16 protein-coding genes are annotated in these 15712 nt (G+C 70.0%); 13 read left to right on the top strand and 3 right to left on the bottom strand.

Annotation, left to right across the window (positions count from 1 at the left end):
• Nucleotides 1–6: 6 nt before the first annotated feature.
• The 6 genes from A5705_RS15805 to fadD1 are packed head-to-tail and all read left to right on the top strand — an operon-like array spanning nt 7 to nt 6274.
• Nucleotides 7–453: a MaoC/PaaZ C-terminal domain-containing protein gene (locus A5705_RS15805; RefSeq protein WP_067878994.1), complete on the top strand. Its 447-nt coding sequence runs from the start codon at nt 7–9 to the stop codon at nt 451–453.
• On the top strand, nt 450–1652 hold the full coding sequence (locus A5705_RS15800) for a thiolase family protein (protein ID WP_068278498.1): 1203 nt from the start codon (nt 450–452) through the stop codon (nt 1650–1652). The genes A5705_RS15805 and A5705_RS15800 overlap by 4 nt, the downstream gene beginning before the upstream one ends.
• Nucleotides 1653–1654: 2 nt before the next feature.
• Nucleotides 1655–2062, top strand: a complete 408-nt coding sequence (locus tag A5705_RS15795; protein WP_068278495.1) for a Zn-ribbon domain-containing OB-fold protein — start codon at nt 1655–1657, stop codon at nt 2060–2062.
• Nucleotides 2059–3060 (top strand): alpha/beta hydrolase, encoded by a 1002-nt coding sequence (locus A5705_RS15790; RefSeq protein ID WP_231982467.1) that lies wholly within the window; start codon nt 2059–2061, stop codon nt 3058–3060. The genes A5705_RS15795 and A5705_RS15790 overlap by 4 nt, the downstream gene beginning before the upstream one ends.
• A gap of 5 nt (nt 3061–3065) precedes the next feature.
• A complete protein-coding gene (locus tag A5705_RS15785; RefSeq protein WP_369829603.1) occupies nt 3066–4676 on the top strand; it encodes a flavin-containing monooxygenase in 1611 nt (536 codons plus the stop codon).
• Complete coding sequence (fadD1, locus tag A5705_RS15780) at nt 4673–6274, top strand: fatty-acid--CoA ligase FadD1 (RefSeq protein WP_068278488.1); 1602 nt, start codon at nt 4673–4675, stop codon at nt 6272–6274. The genes A5705_RS15785 and fadD1 overlap by 4 nt, the downstream gene beginning before the upstream one ends.
• Here fadD1 and A5705_RS15775 read toward each other — a convergent pair.
• Nucleotides 6271–7155, bottom strand: coding sequence for a DMT family transporter (locus A5705_RS15775; RefSeq protein WP_067879006.1), 885 nt, complete (start codon nt 7153–7155; stop codon nt 6271–6273). The genes fadD1 and A5705_RS15775 overlap by 4 nt on opposite strands.
• Between A5705_RS15775 and A5705_RS15770 the strand changes: the two genes are divergently transcribed.
• On the top strand, nt 7154–7894 hold the full coding sequence (locus A5705_RS15770) for an SDR family oxidoreductase (protein ID WP_067879009.1): 741 nt from the start codon (nt 7154–7156) through the stop codon (nt 7892–7894). The two genes, A5705_RS15775 and A5705_RS15770, sit on opposite strands and share 2 nt — an antisense overlap.
• Nucleotides 7895–7922: 28 nt before the next feature.
• Here A5705_RS15770 and A5705_RS15765 read toward each other — a convergent pair whose 3' ends face one another.
• Nucleotides 7923–8288 carry an SHOCT domain-containing protein gene (locus A5705_RS15765; protein ID WP_067879012.1) on the bottom strand — a complete coding sequence of 122 codons (366 nt, stop codon included), beginning with the start codon at nt 8286–8288 and terminating at the stop codon, nt 7923–7925.
• A gap of 71 nt (nt 8289–8359) precedes the next feature.
• Nucleotides 8360–8869, bottom strand: coding sequence for a hypothetical protein (locus A5705_RS15760; protein ID WP_067879015.1), 510 nt, complete (start codon nt 8867–8869; stop codon nt 8360–8362).
• A gap of 97 nt (nt 8870–8966) precedes the next feature.
• On the opposite strand from A5705_RS15760, the gene A5705_RS15755 reads away from it, so the two are divergent.
• The 6 genes from A5705_RS15755 (at nt 8967) to A5705_RS15730 (ending at nt 15706) form a co-directional block, all read left to right on the top strand.
• A complete protein-coding gene (locus A5705_RS15755) occupies nt 8967–9281 on the top strand; it encodes a hypothetical protein (RefSeq protein WP_067879017.1) in 315 nt (104 codons plus the stop codon).
• Nucleotides 9282–9337: 56 nt separating this feature from the next.
• Entirely contained in the window at nt 9338–10960 is a 1623-nt protein-coding gene (locus A5705_RS15750; RefSeq protein WP_068278487.1) for a class I adenylate-forming enzyme family protein, read from the top strand.
• Nucleotides 10947–11720: a class II aldolase/adducin family protein gene (locus tag A5705_RS15745; RefSeq protein ID WP_068278486.1), complete on the top strand. Its 774-nt coding sequence runs from the start codon at nt 10947–10949 to the stop codon at nt 11718–11720. The genes A5705_RS15750 and A5705_RS15745 overlap by 14 nt, the downstream gene beginning before the upstream one ends.
• A 134-nt stretch (nt 11721–11854) precedes the next feature.
• The gene (locus A5705_RS15740; protein WP_068278484.1) at nt 11855–13123 is read left to right on the top strand and encodes an amidohydrolase family protein; all 1269 of its coding nucleotides are present in this window, start codon (nt 11855–11857) and stop codon (nt 13121–13123) included.
• Nucleotides 13124–13331: 208 nt separating this feature from the next.
• Nucleotides 13332–14507: a serine/threonine-protein kinase gene (locus A5705_RS15735; RefSeq protein WP_068278482.1), complete on the top strand. Its 1176-nt coding sequence runs from the start codon at nt 13332–13334 to the stop codon at nt 14505–14507.
• A gap of 206 nt (nt 14508–14713) precedes the next feature.
• Nucleotides 14714–15706, top strand: coding sequence for an alpha/beta fold hydrolase (locus A5705_RS15730; protein ID WP_067879036.1), 993 nt, complete (start codon nt 14714–14716; stop codon nt 15704–15706).
• The last annotated feature ends 6 nt before the right edge of the window (nt 15707–15712 follow it).

The raw sequence follows: 15712 nt of genomic DNA, 5'->3' as shown, positions 1-15712 counted from the left end.
TCGCTCGTGACCGGCAACCAGGTGTTCTACGAAGACGTCGGCGTGGGGGATTCGATTCCGGCGCTGGCCGTCTCCGTCGACGAGACGCAGCTCTTCTTCTTCAGCGCCGCCACCTACAACGGCCACCGCATCCATTACGACAAGGACTGGGCCCGCGGGGTCGAGGGCTACGACGACGTGCTGGTCCAGGGCCCGCTGCAGGCGGCGCTGCTGGCCCGCGCGCTCGGCGACTGGATCGGTGGACGCGGCCGCCTGGTGTCGTTCTCGGTGCAGAACCGCGCCGTCGCGTATCCCGGCCAGCGCCTCAGCTTCGGCGGCGAGGTGACCGGGAAGCGCCTCAGCGAAAGTGGCGCGGGGCTGGTGGATCTCGAGATCTCCGGCCGCCGCGACGCCACCGTGCTGATGCCGGGAACCGCGACGGTCGAACTGCCGCGGCGCGGAACGCCGTCGTGACGGGTCTGCGTGGCGAGGCGGCCATCGTCGGCATTGCCGAGTTGCCCGCGCAACGGCGCCCCACCGGGCCCCCGCGGTTCACGCTCGACCAGTACACCCTGCTGGCGAAGCTGGTGATCGAGGACGCCGGCGTCGACCCGGCGTGCGTCAACGGCCTGCTCACCCACGGGGTGGCCGAGTCCGCGATGTTCGCGCCCGCCACGCTGTGCGAATACCTCGGCATCGCACTGGATTTCGGGGAACGCGTCGACCTGGGCGGGGCCACCTCGGCGGGGATGGTCTGGCGGGCGGCGGCGGCGGTGGAGCTCGGCATCTGCGACGCGGCGCTCGCGGTGGTTCCGGGTTCGGGTGCGCAGCCGCAATCCGACACCAGGCCGCCACCCGCCCCGAATTGGTATGGGGCGTCGTCCAACAACTACGGCTCGCCGCAGGCCGAATTCGAGATCCCGTACGGCAACGTGGGCCAGAACGCGCCGTACGCGCAGATCGCCCAGCGCTACGCCGCCGAATTCGGCTACGACCCCGAGGCCGTCGCCAAGATCGCCGTCGACCAGCGCACCAACGCGTGCGCGCATCCTGGCGCGGTCTTCCACGGCACCCCGATCACGGTCGATGACGTGCTCGCCAGCCCGATGATCGCCGACCCCATCCACATGCTCGAGACGGTGATGCGGGTGCACGGCGGGGCCGGCGTGTTGATCGCCAACGCGGACATCGCGCGCCGAAGCCGCCGTCGTCCGGTGTGGATCAAGGGCTTCGGCGAACACATCGCGTTCAAGACCCCCACCTACGCCGAGGACCTGATGCACACACCGATCGCCCGCGCCGCCGGCAAGGCGTTCGCGATGGCCGGGCTGGACCGCGCCGACGTCGACGTCGCGTCGATCTACGACTGCTACACCATCACGGTGCTGATGAGCCTGGAAGACGCCGGCTTCTGCGGCAAGGGCGAAGGCATGTCGTGGGTTACCGGCCACGACCTGACCCACCGCGGCGACTTCCCGCTCAACACCGCCGGCGGTCAACTGTCCTTCGGCCAGGCCGGGATGGCCGGCGGCATGCACCACGTCGTGGATGCGGCACGCCAGGTCATGGGCCGGGCCGCCGACGCGCAGGTGCGCGACTGCCACACCGCGTTCGTCACCGGCAACGGCGGCATCATGAGCGAACAGGTCGCGCTGCTGATGCAGGGGGACTAGCAATGGGGACAGTGCCCGTACCCGTGCCCGAGCCGACGCCGGTCTCCCGGCCCTTTTGGGACGGCCTGGCCCGGCATCGCATCGTCGTGCAGTACTCGCCGTCGCTGGGGCGCTACGTTTTCTATCCCCGCACCCTCGCGCCGGGTTCGCTCGCCGATGACCTGGAGTGGCGCGAGATCGACGGCGGGGGAACGCTCTACACCTACACGGTCGCCCGCAGGCCGACCGCGCCGCCCTGGGCGGACGCGGTGCCGCAGCTGCTCGCGGTGGTGCAGTGGGACGCCGGGCCGCGGATCAGCACCGAACTGGTGGACGTCGACCCGGGCGGCATCCGGATCGGGATGCGCGTGCGGCCCGTGTTCTACGATCTTGACGACAAAATCACTTTGCTGAGGTACCGGCCGGCATGACCGACGCAACGGTGCGGGCGGAGGCGCACATGGACCAGGCCCCCGACGGCCCCGACGGCACTGTGCGGGCGATGTTGCGCGAGTTGAACGCCGGCTTCCCCCGCGTCGAGGCGATGACCGGTCCGGAGGCGCGGGCCGCGGTGGCCGCCCGGCGCGTGCCGGCCACCAACATCGCGGACGTCCGCAACACCGTCGACCATGCGATCCCGGGCCCGGCCGGCGCCATCGCATTGCGCGTCTATCACCCGCACGGAAAGGCCGACGGCCCGCGCGCCGGGATCGTCTTCTACCACGGCGGCGGATTCGTGTTCTGCGACATCGAATCCCACGACGGCTTCTGCCGGGCCCTGGCGCGCGGCACCCAGGCCGTCGTCGCGTCCGTCGGCTACCGGCTGGCACCCGAGCACCCGGCGCCCGCGGCCGCGCTCGACGCGTTCGCGGCATTCCGGTGGGTGATCGAACACGCGGACGGCCTTGGCGTCGACGCCAGCCGGACCGCGGTCGCCGGCGACAGCGCCGGCGCGAACCTGGCCGCGGTCACCGCGATCCTGTGCCGCGAGAACGGCGTCGCCCGTCCCGCCGCGCAGTTGTTGCTCTACCCGGCCGTCGATCCGTCGTTCGACACGGACAGCTACCACCGCTACGGCACCGGCTACTTCAACACCCGGGCGGCAATGCAGTGGTATTGGCATCAATACCTCGGCGGCGAACGGGATTTCGACCCACCCTGGATCGTCGCGCCGGCTCGCGCGGAAAGTCACACCGACCTGCCCCCGGCGGTGATCGTGACCGCGGGCCTGGACCCCTTGCACAGCGAGGGATGCGACTACGCGCGCCGGCTACGCGACGCCGGAGTGCCCGTCGTGCACCGGGACTTTCCCGGGTTGTTCCACGGCTTCCTGACGATCCAGCCCTTCCCGCCCGCGGATTCGGCGCGCGAGCTGGTATGCGGCGACCTCCGGGAGCTGCTCGCCCCGATTCGCTGTGAGTCGAGGTGACCCCGGTGCCTTCGGCCGACGTCATCGTCATCGGCGCGGGATTCGGCGGGCTCTACGCCGTGCACCGGGCCGCCTCGGCGGGCATGTCGGTGATCGGCATCGAGGCGGCTCCCGACGTGGGGGGCACCTGGTATTGGAACCGGTACCCCGGCGCGCGTTGCGACGTCGAAAGCGTCGACTACTCATACTCTTTCGACGCCGAGCTGCAGCAGAGCTGGACGTGGAGCGAACGCTTCGCCGCGCAGCCGGAGATCCTGGCCTATCTGCGGCACGTGGCCGATCGATTCCATCTGCGCCGCCACTACCGGTTCGGCGTCGACGCGATCGGTGCCGATTTCGAGCAAGCGGCCGGGCGCTGGCGCGTGCGCACCGCCGGTGTTGCGGAGGCCGGCGAGACGTACACCGCGCAGTTTCTCGTGTGTGCCACCGGCTGCCTGTCCGCGGTGAACCGCCCCGACATCCCCGGCGTCGGGGATTTCGCGGGCGAGGTGTACTTCACCGCAGCCTGGCCGCGGGAGGATCCCGAGCTGCGCGGCAAGCGGGTCGGGCTGATCGGCACGGGTTCGTCTGGGATTCAGGCGGTTCCGATCATCGCCGGCGAGGCCGAACAACTCGTGGTGTTCCAGCGATCGGCGAACTACAGCATCCCGATGCCCAATCGCCCGTGGACCGCGGAGGAACAGCGGCGGATCCGGGAGGACTATCCCGAGCGGCGCCGGCTCTCGGCCTATGCGTCGGCGGGCACACCGCACGGCACCTACCACAAAAAGGCGCTCGACACCGAACCGCACGAGCGGACCGAAGCCCTGTGGCGGCGCTGGCGCGAGGGTGGGGTCCTGTTCGCCAAAACCTTCCCCGACCAGAACTCCGACCCCGCCGCCAACGACGTCGCCCGGGAGTTCGCCGAGGAGCGGATCAGGGAGATCGTCCACGATCCCGTCGTCGCCGCGGACCTGATCCCGGTCGACCACCCGATCGGTACGAAGCGCATCTGCACCGACGCCGGCTATTACGCCACCTTCAACCGGGACAACGTCCGGCTGGTGAACCTGCGGCGCGAGCCGATCGACGCGATCGTCCCCGAGGGGGTGCGAACCGCCGCGGCGACCTACCCGTGCGACGTGCTCGTCTTCGCGACCGGCTTCGACGCGCTGACCGGCGCGCTGGCCCGCATCGACCCGACCGGGCCCCGGGGGGACCGGCTGCGCGACATCTGGGCCGACGGCCCCGTGACGTTTCTGGGGCTGATGGTCCCCGGCCTGCCGAATCTGTTCACCATCAGCGGCCCAGGCAGCCCGTCCGTGCTGGCCAACATGGTGCTGCATGCCGAGGTTCAGGTCGACTGGGTCCTGGAACTGATGTTGACGGCCCGCGGGCTGGGTGTGCGCGAGGTGGAACCCCGCCGGGATGCGGCGGACGCCTGGACCGATGAGGTCGCACAAGCCGCCGGGAAGACGTTGTTCCCGAAGGCTTCGTCGTCGTGGTATCTGGGCGCCAACATCGAGGGCAAGAAACGGGTCTTCATGCCCTACGCCGGCGGATTCGGCACGTACCGGCGCCATTGCGAGGCGGTGGCCGAACGCGGCTATCCCGGATTGGTGCTGACGACCCGATGAGCGCACCAGGGCCGGAGACGGTTCAGCAGCTGCTGCGGCAGCGCCGCAACGACGACACCGCCGCGATCGCCCACGGCGAGCGGACCTGGACGTGGCGCCAACACCTCGCCGACGCGGAGGCCGAGGCCGCCGCGCTCATCCGTCTCGCCGATCCGGACCGCCCGCTGCATGTCGGCGCCCTGCTCGGCAACTCCCCGGCGATGCTGCGCGCCATGGCGGCCGCCGCACTGGGCGGATATGTGCTGTGCGGCATCAACACCACCCGCCGCGGTGCCGGCCTGCTCGCCGACATCCGGCGATCCGACTGCCAGATCCTGCTCGCCGACGACGAGCACCTGCCGCTGCTGAACGCCTTGGATCTCAACGGGATTCAGGTCATCGACGTGGGTTCGGGGCGTTACGCGCAGGCCGTGGCCGCGGCACCACCGCTGGTGGCCCACCGCGAGGTCACCGCCGCCGACACCCTCATGATGATCTTCACCTCCGGCACCAGCGGTGACCCCAAGGCCGTCCGGTTCGCGCACGGGATGGCGATCATGTGTGGGGCCAGCCTGATCTTCCAGTACGACGTCACCGCCGATGACGTCTGCTACCTGGCGATGCCGCTGTTTCACTCCAACGGGATCGCCGCGGGGTGGGCCGTCGCGATCGGCAGTGGCGCCACCATGGTCCCCGCCAGGTTCTCGCCGTCGCGCTTCATCGACGACGTGCGCCGTCACAACGTCACCTACCTGAACTATGTCGGCAAGCCCCTCGCCCTGATCCTCGCCACCCCCGAACGCCCCGACGACGCCGACACGACCCTGCGGATCGCGTTCGGCAACGAGGCCACCGATCGTGACATCGCCGAATTCGCAAGGCGTTTCGGCTGCCGGGTGATCGACAGCTTCGGCTCCAGCGAGTTCGCCGTGATCGTCGTCCGCGAGGACGGCGCCCCGCCCGGATCGATCGGCAAGCCCTACCCCGGCGTCGCCGTCTACAACCCGGCGACGTTGCAGGAGTGCGCCGTCGCGCGCTTAGACGAACACGGCGCGCTGGTCAACTTCGACGACGCGGTCGGTGAACTCGTCAACACCCAGGGCGCGGGGCCGTTCACCGGCTACTACAACGATCCGGCCGCGACGGCGCAGCGCATGCGGCACGGCATGTACTGGTCGGGCGATTTGGCCTACCGCGACGCCGACGGCTGGATCTATCTGGCCGGCCGCACGGCGGACTGGATGCGCGTCGACGGCGAGAACCTGGCGGCGGCGCCGATCGAGCGGATCCTGGAACGGCTGCCGCAGGTCAGCCAGGTCGCCGTCTACGCGGTGCCCGACGAGCGCGTCGGCGACCAGGTGATGGCCGCCGTCGTGCTTCGCGACGGGATGCCCTTGGAGCCGGCGGATTTCGAGAAGTTCCTGGCCGCGCAGCCCGACCTGTCGCCGAAGGCGTGGCCGCGCTACGTGCGCATCAACGACGGCCTGCCGGCGACTGCCACCAACAAGGTCCTCAAGCGGGAGTTGATCGCCGCCGGCATCAGCGCCCAAGGCGGCGTGCTGTGGACGCGTCCACCGCGTGGCACGACCTATTCGGCTTATCCCGCGGCGGAGACCTAGCCGGACTCGGCGGGAGTGGGGGCTTCGCCGAAGCGGGCCAAAACCAGCGTCGCCGACACCGCGACCACGAATCCGAGGACCACCAACCAGCCGAGACCGTCGCGGGCGCTGTCACCCAGCCACACCACCCCCACGAGCGCGGGAGCGATCGTCTCGCCGACGACCATGGCGGCGACCGTGGTGGTCACCGAGCCGCGGTGCAACGCGGAGGTGAGCAACAGAAATCCCGCCGCCCCGCCGCCGGCGGCCGCGTACAGGGCCGGGTTGGTGTAGAACGCGGCCTTGGTCGGATCCATCACATCCATCAGGCGCACGCCGACCTCGACGACACCGAATCCACTTCCGGCGCCGAACCCGAGGGCGAGCGCGCGTTCGCGATCGCGGAGCCGGCCCGCGGCCGCGCCGGCGACGAATATCGCGGCGACCACGCCGATGAGCGCCCAACCCAGCCCGGCCGGGGCGTGACGGAAGTGCCCCGGCCCGGCCGCGCAGGCGAGCGCGACGAGGCTCGCGCAGACCACCCCGACGGCGGTCCACTCCGGCCGTGACAACCGCGCCGACAGCACCCAGGCGGATACGATGCCGGTGACCGCGATCGAAGCGGCCAGCGCCGCGGCGACGACATAGATCGGCACCAAACGCAGCGCGATCACCTGCAGCAGAAACCCGAGGCCGTCGAGGCCGATGCCGGCGAGGTAGCGCCACTGCCGGACGGCGCGCATCAGCAATACCGCGTCGACGCCCGACCTGCCGGCGGGTTCCACCGACCGCGTCGCGACGGCCTGCAACACCGAGGCGGCGCCGTAACAGACCGAGCAACCCAGCGCGAGCAGAAACCCGATCAGCACAGAATGACCATACGAGACGAAGGGACGCGCCATGAACGGCATCGAGGGGAAGGTCGTCGCGATCACCGGCGCGAGCAGCGGGATCGGCGAGGCGACCGCGCGGCTACTCGCCGGGCGAGGCGCCAGCGTCGTCCTCGGCGCACGGCGCGCCGAGCGCCTCGACGACGTCGCACACCGGATCCGCGCCAGTGGGGGAGCCGTCGCCACCTGCCCCGGCGATGTCGCGCGCCGTGCGGACGTCGAGCGGTTGGTCGATAGGGCCGTCAACGACTTCGGCCGGCTCGACGTCCTGGTGAGCAACGCCGGCATCAGCAAGATCGGGCCGATGGCAGACGGCGACGTCGACGGCTGGTCGGCGATGATCGACGTCAACCTGCGCGGGGTGCTGCACGGCATCGCCGCGGCCCTACCGGTCTTTCGTCGCCAGGGCCGGGGGCACTTCGTGACGACCGTGTCGACGGCCGGGTTGAAGATCGTGCCCACCATGGCGGTGTACGCGGCCACCAAGAATGCCGTGCGGACCGTGATGGAAGCGCTGCGTCAGGAGTCGACCGACGGCGTGATCCGAACCACCTCGATATCACCGGGATTCGTCGACACGGAACTCGACTCGTCCATCGACGACCCGGCCCTGCGCGAGCAAACCCGCCGCACGATGAGCGATTTCGGGCTGCCGCCCGCGGCCGTGGCGCGCGCCGTAGCTTTCGCGATCGAACAACCCCACGATGTCGAGATCGGCGAGGTCGTCATTCGCCCGACGGTCCAGGGCTAGGGCCACGGTGATGGCCGACCGGACCGGCTCACAGTTCGGAGATGATGCGGAGTCGGCGCGCGCTGTACTCGGTGTCGCTGATGGCGCCGTCGGCACGAAGCCCCTCGAGCTCCCGGAGCTGCTCCGAGACCGAGGCCTGCGCCGGCGGTTCCGACTGCGAAAGCGCGATCGGACGCATCGGCGCCGCGACGTCGCGGCCCACATCACCGGCGCCCCATCCCGCGCCGAGGTTGATCAGCCGCAGCGCGAACAGCACACCGGCGGCGACGATCGGCAGCCCGAGGTAGAGCATCCACCCCGGCGGCAGGCCCGAGCGGCTCAGCGCGAAATACCGCGCCAGCAGCAACAGGGCGAACAGCGCCCCGAACAGCAGGATTGCGGCCTTGATCTTCATTCGCGGGTTCCTCCTTGCGCAGCGCCGCCGCGTCGCAGCGGTCACGCGGCAAGTGGAAACCCGCTGCGTCGCTACCGATCCCAAGAACCGGCCGGCGCCCGATACAGGTAATGCAGCACCAGCGCGGTGACGACCCCGTAGCCCAGGTGCGGGACCAGATCGCTGATCCACCCCGCGACGCCCCACGTTCGCGGGTCGGTCACCCCGAGCACGGTCATCGGCCCATTGGTGCCGATCAGGGCGATCGCGGTGGCGACCAGCGTGGCCACCAGCAGGCGCGGGCGCCACCCCAGGCCGTAGGCCAGCCCCAGAACCAGGCCCATCCCGATGCCCGCGGCATAGCCGGTCAGCGCGCCGAGGCCGAGGAGTCGGTTGGCCAGGACATCGCCGGTCCCGGGCACCGTGCAGCCGAACAGCCCGGCCATGGCCTCGACGGTTCTTTCGGGCGTCGTGCTGATCGGCCGGCCCCGCACCGCAATATCCAGGTAGGTGATCACGTCGAGCGCCGTGGTGCCCGCCGCCCCGGCGACGGCGCCGCCGAGCAGCCCCGGCCAGAGCCCGGCTCTGCGCGTGGTCCGCATGGGCCACCGCCTCCCGTGCTGGCAGCTTTCGTAGGATTTGACTAAAGCACCCTGTGTCGCTGTGCGCATCTCGCGAACGGAAATTACAGTGAGAGCCGTGACGAATCGCAAAAGCAAACCGGCCGCCGCGGCGTGCGGGGCCGCGCTGCTGTTTGCGGTCGGAGTGGGCCTCGCGGGCGGGCAGTTCGGCGCCGGCGAGCCGCCGCACACCGCGGCCAGCGCTTCGTCCGCCGTTGCCCAGACCGACAGCGATGGGGGCGGGGCCCTGCCCGTGCAGCCCGCCGGTGGGGGCGCCTGCATTATCGGCCTCAACTGCGGCTGCATTCCGCGCATCACCTGCCCGACGCCGCACCCCCGCCCGGGCACCGCGGGCACCAACCAGCACAACCCGCCCGCCCCGCAGAATCCGTAGGGCGCCGCGACGGGGCTTCCCAACCCATTCAGGGGCCGTTTTCCTATCATTTGGGAATGAGCGCCGCTGGGCTGGATGCTGTGGGCTCGCCGGCATTCACCGACGAGGACGCGGCCCGGTTCCGCGCCGCCGGTTGGTGGTCCGATTCGACGCTGTCGGACGCGGTGCGTCGCAACGCCGAATCGGCACCCGAACGTCCCGCCTACATCGACGATCTCGGGGCGTCGCTCACCTGGCGTGAATTCGACCGTGCGGCAACCGAACTGGCGGAGCGACTGGCGGGCGCCGGTGTGCTGCGCGGCGATCGGGTCGCGGTGTGGCATGGCGACTCCACCGCCATCCACGTGCTGTTCGTCGCGATCGAACGGTGCGGCGCCGTCGTGGTCGGCGTCGGTGCGCGCGCCGGGACCCGCGAGCTGGCGGCGATACTGCGCAATTCGCGACCGAAGATGCTGATCAGCGACCCACAGCACGGCGAGGCGGCCGCGCAGGTGGCCGGCGAAACCCCGGTGTCCGTGCTGGTCCTGAGCGGCGAGCCCGCCGCGCTGCGGCTCAACGTCGACACCCCGCCCGGGGCGTTGAGCGCGTCCTCACCGCTGGGCCCCGACGACGTGTTTCTCATCAATTCCACCTCCGGCACGACCGGCCTGCCCAAATGCGTGGTACACACGCAAAACCGCTGGCACTACTTCCACCGCAAGGCCGTGGCCAACGGATTGCTGACGCCGGACGACGTCTTCTTGCCGGTCATCCCCACGCCTTTCGGCTTCGGGCTGTGGACCAGCCACACCACGCCGATCTACCTCGGCGCCACGGCGGTGATCATGCAGCGGTTCACCGCGCGCGCGGCATGCGAGGCGATCGCCCGCCACGCGGTCACCGTGTTGTGTTGTGTGAGCACGCAATTGACGATGCTGATCGCGGATCCGGCCTGTCGCGAGCACGACCTGAGCTCGCTGCGCGTCGTTTTCGCCGGCGGCGAGGCATTGCCCTACCGGCCGGCCGCCGAGTTCGAGGAGCTCACCGGCGCGAAGATCTTGCAGTTCTACGGCTCCAACGAGACCGGGATGCTCAGCGCGACGACGGTCCATGACTCGCGCGAACGCAGGCTCCGCACGGGCGGCCGCATCGTTCCGGAAATGGCGGTCCGGCTCTTCGACGGGGACCGCGACGTCACCGCATCGGGGCGCGGCCAGCCCGCGTGCCGGGGGCCGGCGACCAGCCTCGGGTACCTCGGCGGGACCGATCACGACAAGCTGTTCACCGCCGACGGCTGGATGCGCATGGGCGACCTCTGCGAGATCGACGCGGAGGGCTATCTGACCGTCACGGGCCGCACTTCCGACTTCATCCTGCGCGGCGGCAAGAACATCAGCGCGACCCAGGTCGAGGACACCGTCGCAACCCACCCCGCGATCGCGGTGGCGGCCGCGGTCGCGATGCCCGATCCGGTGTTCGGCGAAAAGGTCTGCGTGTACACCGAACTCGTCGACTCTGCGACCATCGACCTGCCCGAGCTCGTCGACCATCTGCTGGCGCAGGGGGTCTCGAAGGAACTCCTGCCCGAGCGGCTCATCGTGGTCGACGAACTTCCGCGATCGTCCGGGGGCAAGGTTGCCAAAGGCGTGCTCCGCGAGGACATTCGAACCAGGATGGAGGCCGATCATGAACGCTCCTGACGCGCGGCGCGGTGGTCTCGAGGTGTGGGCGCCGTCGGTGGTGCCGCCGATCGGAGTCGAGCTGTCCGACGAACAGGCGCTCGCGATCGCCTTTCGCCACCTCGCCGGCATCGGATTCGCGGAGAACATGGCCGGACACATCACCTGGCAGCTCGACGGCCAAACGGACATGTTCGTCAACCCGTGGGGACTGTGGTGGCAGGAGCTCACCGCATCGGACATCTGCGTCGTGGACAGCGACGCGCGGGTGGTCCGCGGTCGCTGGGATGTGACGCCGGCCATCCACATCCACACCGAGCTGCACCGGGTCCGCGACGACGCCCGGGTGGTCATTCACAACCACCCCTACTACGTGTGCGTGCTCGCCGCGCTGGGCAGGCTCCCCGAGCTCGTGCACCAGACCGGTTCGCTCTACCTCGACGACCTGTGCCTCGTCGACACCTACGACGGGGAAATCGACAGCCCCGCCCGCGCCGCCGATCTCGCCGCGCGCATCGGCGGCGCCAACCTGACGATCCTGGCCAACCACGGCGTGATCGCGACCGGCCGCAACCTCCCGGAGGCCGTATACCGGGCGGCATCGATCGAGCGGGTGTGCAAGCTGGCCTACGACGTCATGCTCACCGGCAAGGAGCCGGTGCAGATGAATTGGTCGGACATGGCGGGCATGCAGCGGTCGCTCATCGAGCGTGCCGCCGACGTGTACTGGGCGGGGGCCGCACGGATGACGATCAAGGCCGACCCCGATGTGCTCACGTGATCGCCCTCGAGTGTGCGGTGACGGCGTCGAGTGTGCAGTCATGGTGGCGACACGCCGGGCGGCTGCGCCGTCAGCTCACACACAAAGCCATAACTGCACACTCGAGCGCCCCGCCGCGGCAAGGAGATTGACGAGTGAAATCGATCGATGAGCTGGCCGGTGACCTGAACTTCACCACGGCGAAAACCGGGGAGCAGCGCTCGGTCACGTTCTTGCCCGACCCGCCCCGGGCGCCACGCCGCTACACGGTGATCTCGGCCGACGACCACATCGTCGAACCCCCGGACACCTTCACCGGGCGCCTACCGCGAAAGTTCGCCGACCGCGCACCCAGGGTCGTGGAGACCGGGAACGGGGGACAGACCTGGGTCTACGACGGCCGGGAACTCCCGAACGTCGGATTCAACGCCGTGGTGGGGCGGCCGGTCGCCGAGTACGGGTTCGAGCCGGTCCGCTTCGACGAGATGCGCAGGGGCGCTTGGGACATCCACGAGCGCATCAAGGACATGGACCTGAACGGCATCTACGCCTCGCTGAATTTCCCGTCCTTCCTTCCGGGCTTCGCCGGTCAGCGGCTGCAGCAGGTGACGGCGGATCGGGACCTGGCCCTGGCCTCCGTGCGCGCCTGGAATGACTGGCACCTCGAGGTGTGGGCGGGTTCGTATCCCGACCGCATCATCGCCTGCCAATTGCCGTGGCTGCTGGACCCCGAACTCGGCGCGAAGATGATCCGCGAAAACGCCGAACGCGGATTTCACGCCATCACGTTCAGCGAGAACCCGGCGATGCTCGGACTGCCGAGCATCCACTCCGGCCACTGGGACCCCATGATGGCGGCGTGCGCCGAGACGGGCACCGTCGTGAACCTGCACATCGGGTCGTCGGGATCCTCGCCGTCCACCACCGACGACGCGCCCCCGGACGTCCAGGGCGTGCTGTTCTTCGCCTACGCCATCTCCGCCGCGGTCGACTGGTTGTACTCCGGCCTGCCCAGCAGGTTCCCGGAACTGAAGATCTGCCTGTCGGAAGGCGGAATCGGGTGGGTGGCCGGGCTGCTCGACCGCCTCGACCACATGCTCAGCTACCACGCCATGTACGGCACCTGGGAGGCGCTCGGCGAAAGCCTCACCCCGGGCGAGGTGTTCACCCGGAACTTTTGGTTCTGCGCCGTGGAGGACAAGTCGTCGTTCGTGCAGCGCGACCGGATCGGCGTGGACAACATCATGCTCGAAGCCGACTACCCGCATTGCGACTCCACCTGGCCGCACACCCAACAGACCATCCATGAACAAATCGGCGACCTGCCGCCCTACGCCATCCGGAAGATCAGCTGGGAGAACGCGTCTCGCCTGTATCGGCATCCGGTTCCGGTCGAGGTCCAACGGGATCCCGAGGCGTTCTGAAACCGTCCTCGCGGCTCAATTGCCGGGGGCACGCGCAGTCGCCGCCGCCCAGCGCGACTCGCCGACCGAGCACAACGCGCAAAAGTGTGGGGCAGACGGTTGCGGGCGCGGGTTTCGAACCGCGGGTCTTCGGGTAGCCGAGCCTGGACGTCCGTCTTTGCGTCCAACGCACGATCGTCAACAAGGTCGCACGGGATTGGCAGGGCGAATGAACACCCTCGTATTGCTGGCCGGCCGCTACGAGGTGCGCGGCAGGCTGGGCGGTGGCGGCATGGCCGAGGTCCGCGACGGCTGGGACACCCGGTTGGGTCGCCCCGTCGCCATCAAGCTGCTGCACCCGGCGCTCAATACGCGGACCGACATGCGCAGCCGATTCGACGCGGAGGCGCGCGCGGCGGCCGCGCTGAACCATCCGAACATCGTCGCGGTCCACGACAGTGGCGAGCACAATGGGATGCCGTTCATCGTGATGGAGCGGTTGCCAGGCATCACCCTGGCCGACCAGATCGCGGGTGGTCCTCTCCCGCCGCCGGACACCCGCGCGACGCTCGACAACATTCTCGCCGCGCTCACGGCGGCGCACCGTGCCGCAATCCTGCATCGGGACATCAAGCCGGGCAACGTTCTGCTGTCCGCCGACGGCGGAGTCATGAAGGTCGCGGACTTCGGGATCGCCAAGACCCCGGGTGTCGCGTACACGCAGACCGGCCAGGTCGTCGGCACCATCGCCTACCTGAGCCCCCAGCGCCTCGCCGGCGCGCCCGCCACGGTGGCCGATGACCTGTATGCCGTCGGCGTCGTCGGCTACGAGGCATTGGCCGGGCATCGGCCCTTCCCACAGGACAACATGGCCGCGCTCGCCCGCGCCATCCTGCACGACCGGCCGCCGCCGCTTGCCCGGTTGCGCCCCGACGTCGACCCCGCCCTGCTCACCGTCATCAAGCGCGCGATGGCACCCGATCCTCGCCACCGTTTCGGTAGCGCCGAGGAGATGCGAGACGTCTTGCACGGCCGCCGGATCACTGGCGCGGTCGCCGCACCGCCGCGGCCGCCGACCAAGGTGCTGGACATGCCGCTGCCTCCCCCTGTCGTGAACCCGTCTGCGCCGCCGCCCGTCCCGCGGCTGTCGGGCCGCCACAAGAAGCTGCTGGCCACCCTCGGGGCGGTGCTGGCGGTGCTTGTCGTGCTCTTCGCGTTCGCGGCCAACCCCGCGCCGGTGCCCACGCCCACCGAACCGGTGACCACCAGCACCCCGTCGCCGGTACCCGTCAACAATCCCGTGCCGCCGCCCCCTCCGACGGAACAGCCTCCGGCGCCGGCTCCGCCACCGCACGGGCCCGGTAAGGGCCACGGCAAGGGACACGACGGCCCGGCAGGCGACTAGCCAAACCGGGCGAATCACGTTGCGCAGCAAGGGGTCTGATTCCCGGCCCGGGTGACCCGAGTGCCGGTGAGCACAATGCGCAAAAGCTGAAAATCGCTTGTTGCGTGGCTATTGCGCACAAGCGCGCCGGCGCCGGCGCCGCTCCGTAGCTTCGAGTGCACAAGGTGTCGGGACCCGCTCGACATCGCACCGAGCAGGAGTCCGCCGTGTTCACTCAGCCAGACCTGACTACGGGAACAAATGCGTATCGCGCTGCCGCCCAGCCGTTTCCGCAACGACTGGACGCCAAGCGCAACGGTTATGTCGAGCGCACTGTGGTCACCAGCGACGGCGTGCGCCTGGCGGTCCGCGACCACAACCCGGCGGGTCGCGAGCACACCGTGGTCCTGCTGCACGGCCTTTGCCTCACGCAGGCGAGCTGGGAACTACAGGTCCGGCACCTGAAGCGCCAGTGGGGCGACCGCCTTCGGATCATCACCTACGATCACCGCGGCCACGGTGGCTCGACCGGCGCCGACATGCACACGTACCGCATCGACCGGCTCGCCGCCGACCTGTCCGAGGTACTCACCATCCTGCGCGTGGACGGACCGCTCACGCTGGCCGGCCACTCGATGGGCGGCATGACGGCGCTCGCATACCTGGCCCGCCCCGCCGCCGAGCGCCCGGTGGACCCGCAGGGCCTCGTCCTGGTCGCCACCGCGGCGGGTCGGCTGGCCGAGCGCGGGCTCGGCCGCTTGCTGGGCAGCCGCGCCACCGAGCTGCTGTTCGACCTCGTTCACCACCTGCCCCGCCGCGCCATGGACAAGACGATCAGGGGATTTGTGCGGCCCGTCGTCGACGGTCTGATCAAGTACACCGGCGCCGACCGCAACGGCGCCGCGGCTCTCACCGCATCCGCCATCCGCTCGGTCTCGCTGACGACCGCGGCCGGCTTCCTGCCCAGCCTGAAGCGCTACGACCAGTACGCGGCGCTGGCCTCGATTGTCGCCAACACGATCGTCATCAGCGGCGGAGCGGACAAGACGACGCCGGCCGAGCACGCGCGGGACATGGTCGCCGCGATACCCGACGCGACCCACCTGCACCGGCCGGGGGCCGGGCACATGCTGCTCGGGGAGCACCCGCAGTGCGTCGGCGAGGCGATCGACCGCGTGATGGGCATGCGGGCACCGGCCGTTCGCGGTGCGGCCAGCTGACCAGCG

The organism is Mycobacterium sp. E787, assembly GCF_001668725.1.
Classification (GTDB): domain Bacteria; phylum Actinomycetota; class Actinomycetes; order Mycobacteriales; family Mycobacteriaceae; genus Mycobacterium.
The sequence above is the reverse complement of the archived record's forward strand: the minus strand, read 5'-3'. Positions and strand labels throughout refer to the sequence as shown.

Bases quoted from the DNA above. Each gene is read 5' to 3' on its own strand.
- A5705_RS15795 (WP_068278495.1), top strand. From the start codon at position 1,655: ATGGGGACAGTGCCCGTACCCGTGCCCGAGCCGACGCCGGTCTCCCGG.
- A5705_RS15790 (WP_231982467.1), top strand. From the start codon at position 2,059: ATGACCGACGCAACGGTGCGGGCGGAGGCGCACATGGACCAGGCCCCC.
- fadD1 (WP_068278488.1), top strand. From the start codon at position 4,673: ATGAGCGCACCAGGGCCGGAGACGGTTCAGCAGCTGCTGCGGCAGCGC.
- A5705_RS15770 (WP_067879009.1), top strand. From the start codon at position 7,154: ATGAACGGCATCGAGGGGAAGGTCGTCGCGATCACCGGCGCGAGCAGC.
- A5705_RS15775 (WP_067879006.1), bottom strand. From the start codon at position 7,155: ATGGCGCGTCCCTTCGTCTCGTATGGTCATTCTGTGCTGATCGGGTTT.
- A5705_RS15765 (WP_067879012.1), bottom strand. From the start codon at position 8,288: ATGAAGATCAAGGCCGCAATCCTGCTGTTCGGGGCGCTGTTCGCCCTG.
- A5705_RS15760 (WP_067879015.1), bottom strand. From the start codon at position 8,869: ATGCGGACCACGCGCAGAGCCGGGCTCTGGCCGGGGCTGCTCGGCGGC.
- A5705_RS15750 (WP_068278487.1), top strand. From the start codon at position 9,338: ATGAGCGCCGCTGGGCTGGATGCTGTGGGCTCGCCGGCATTCACCGAC.
- A5705_RS15745 (WP_068278486.1), top strand. From the start codon at position 10,947: ATGAACGCTCCTGACGCGCGGCGCGGTGGTCTCGAGGTGTGGGCGCCG.
- A5705_RS15735 (WP_068278482.1), top strand. From the start codon at position 13,332: ATGAACACCCTCGTATTGCTGGCCGGCCGCTACGAGGTGCGCGGCAGG.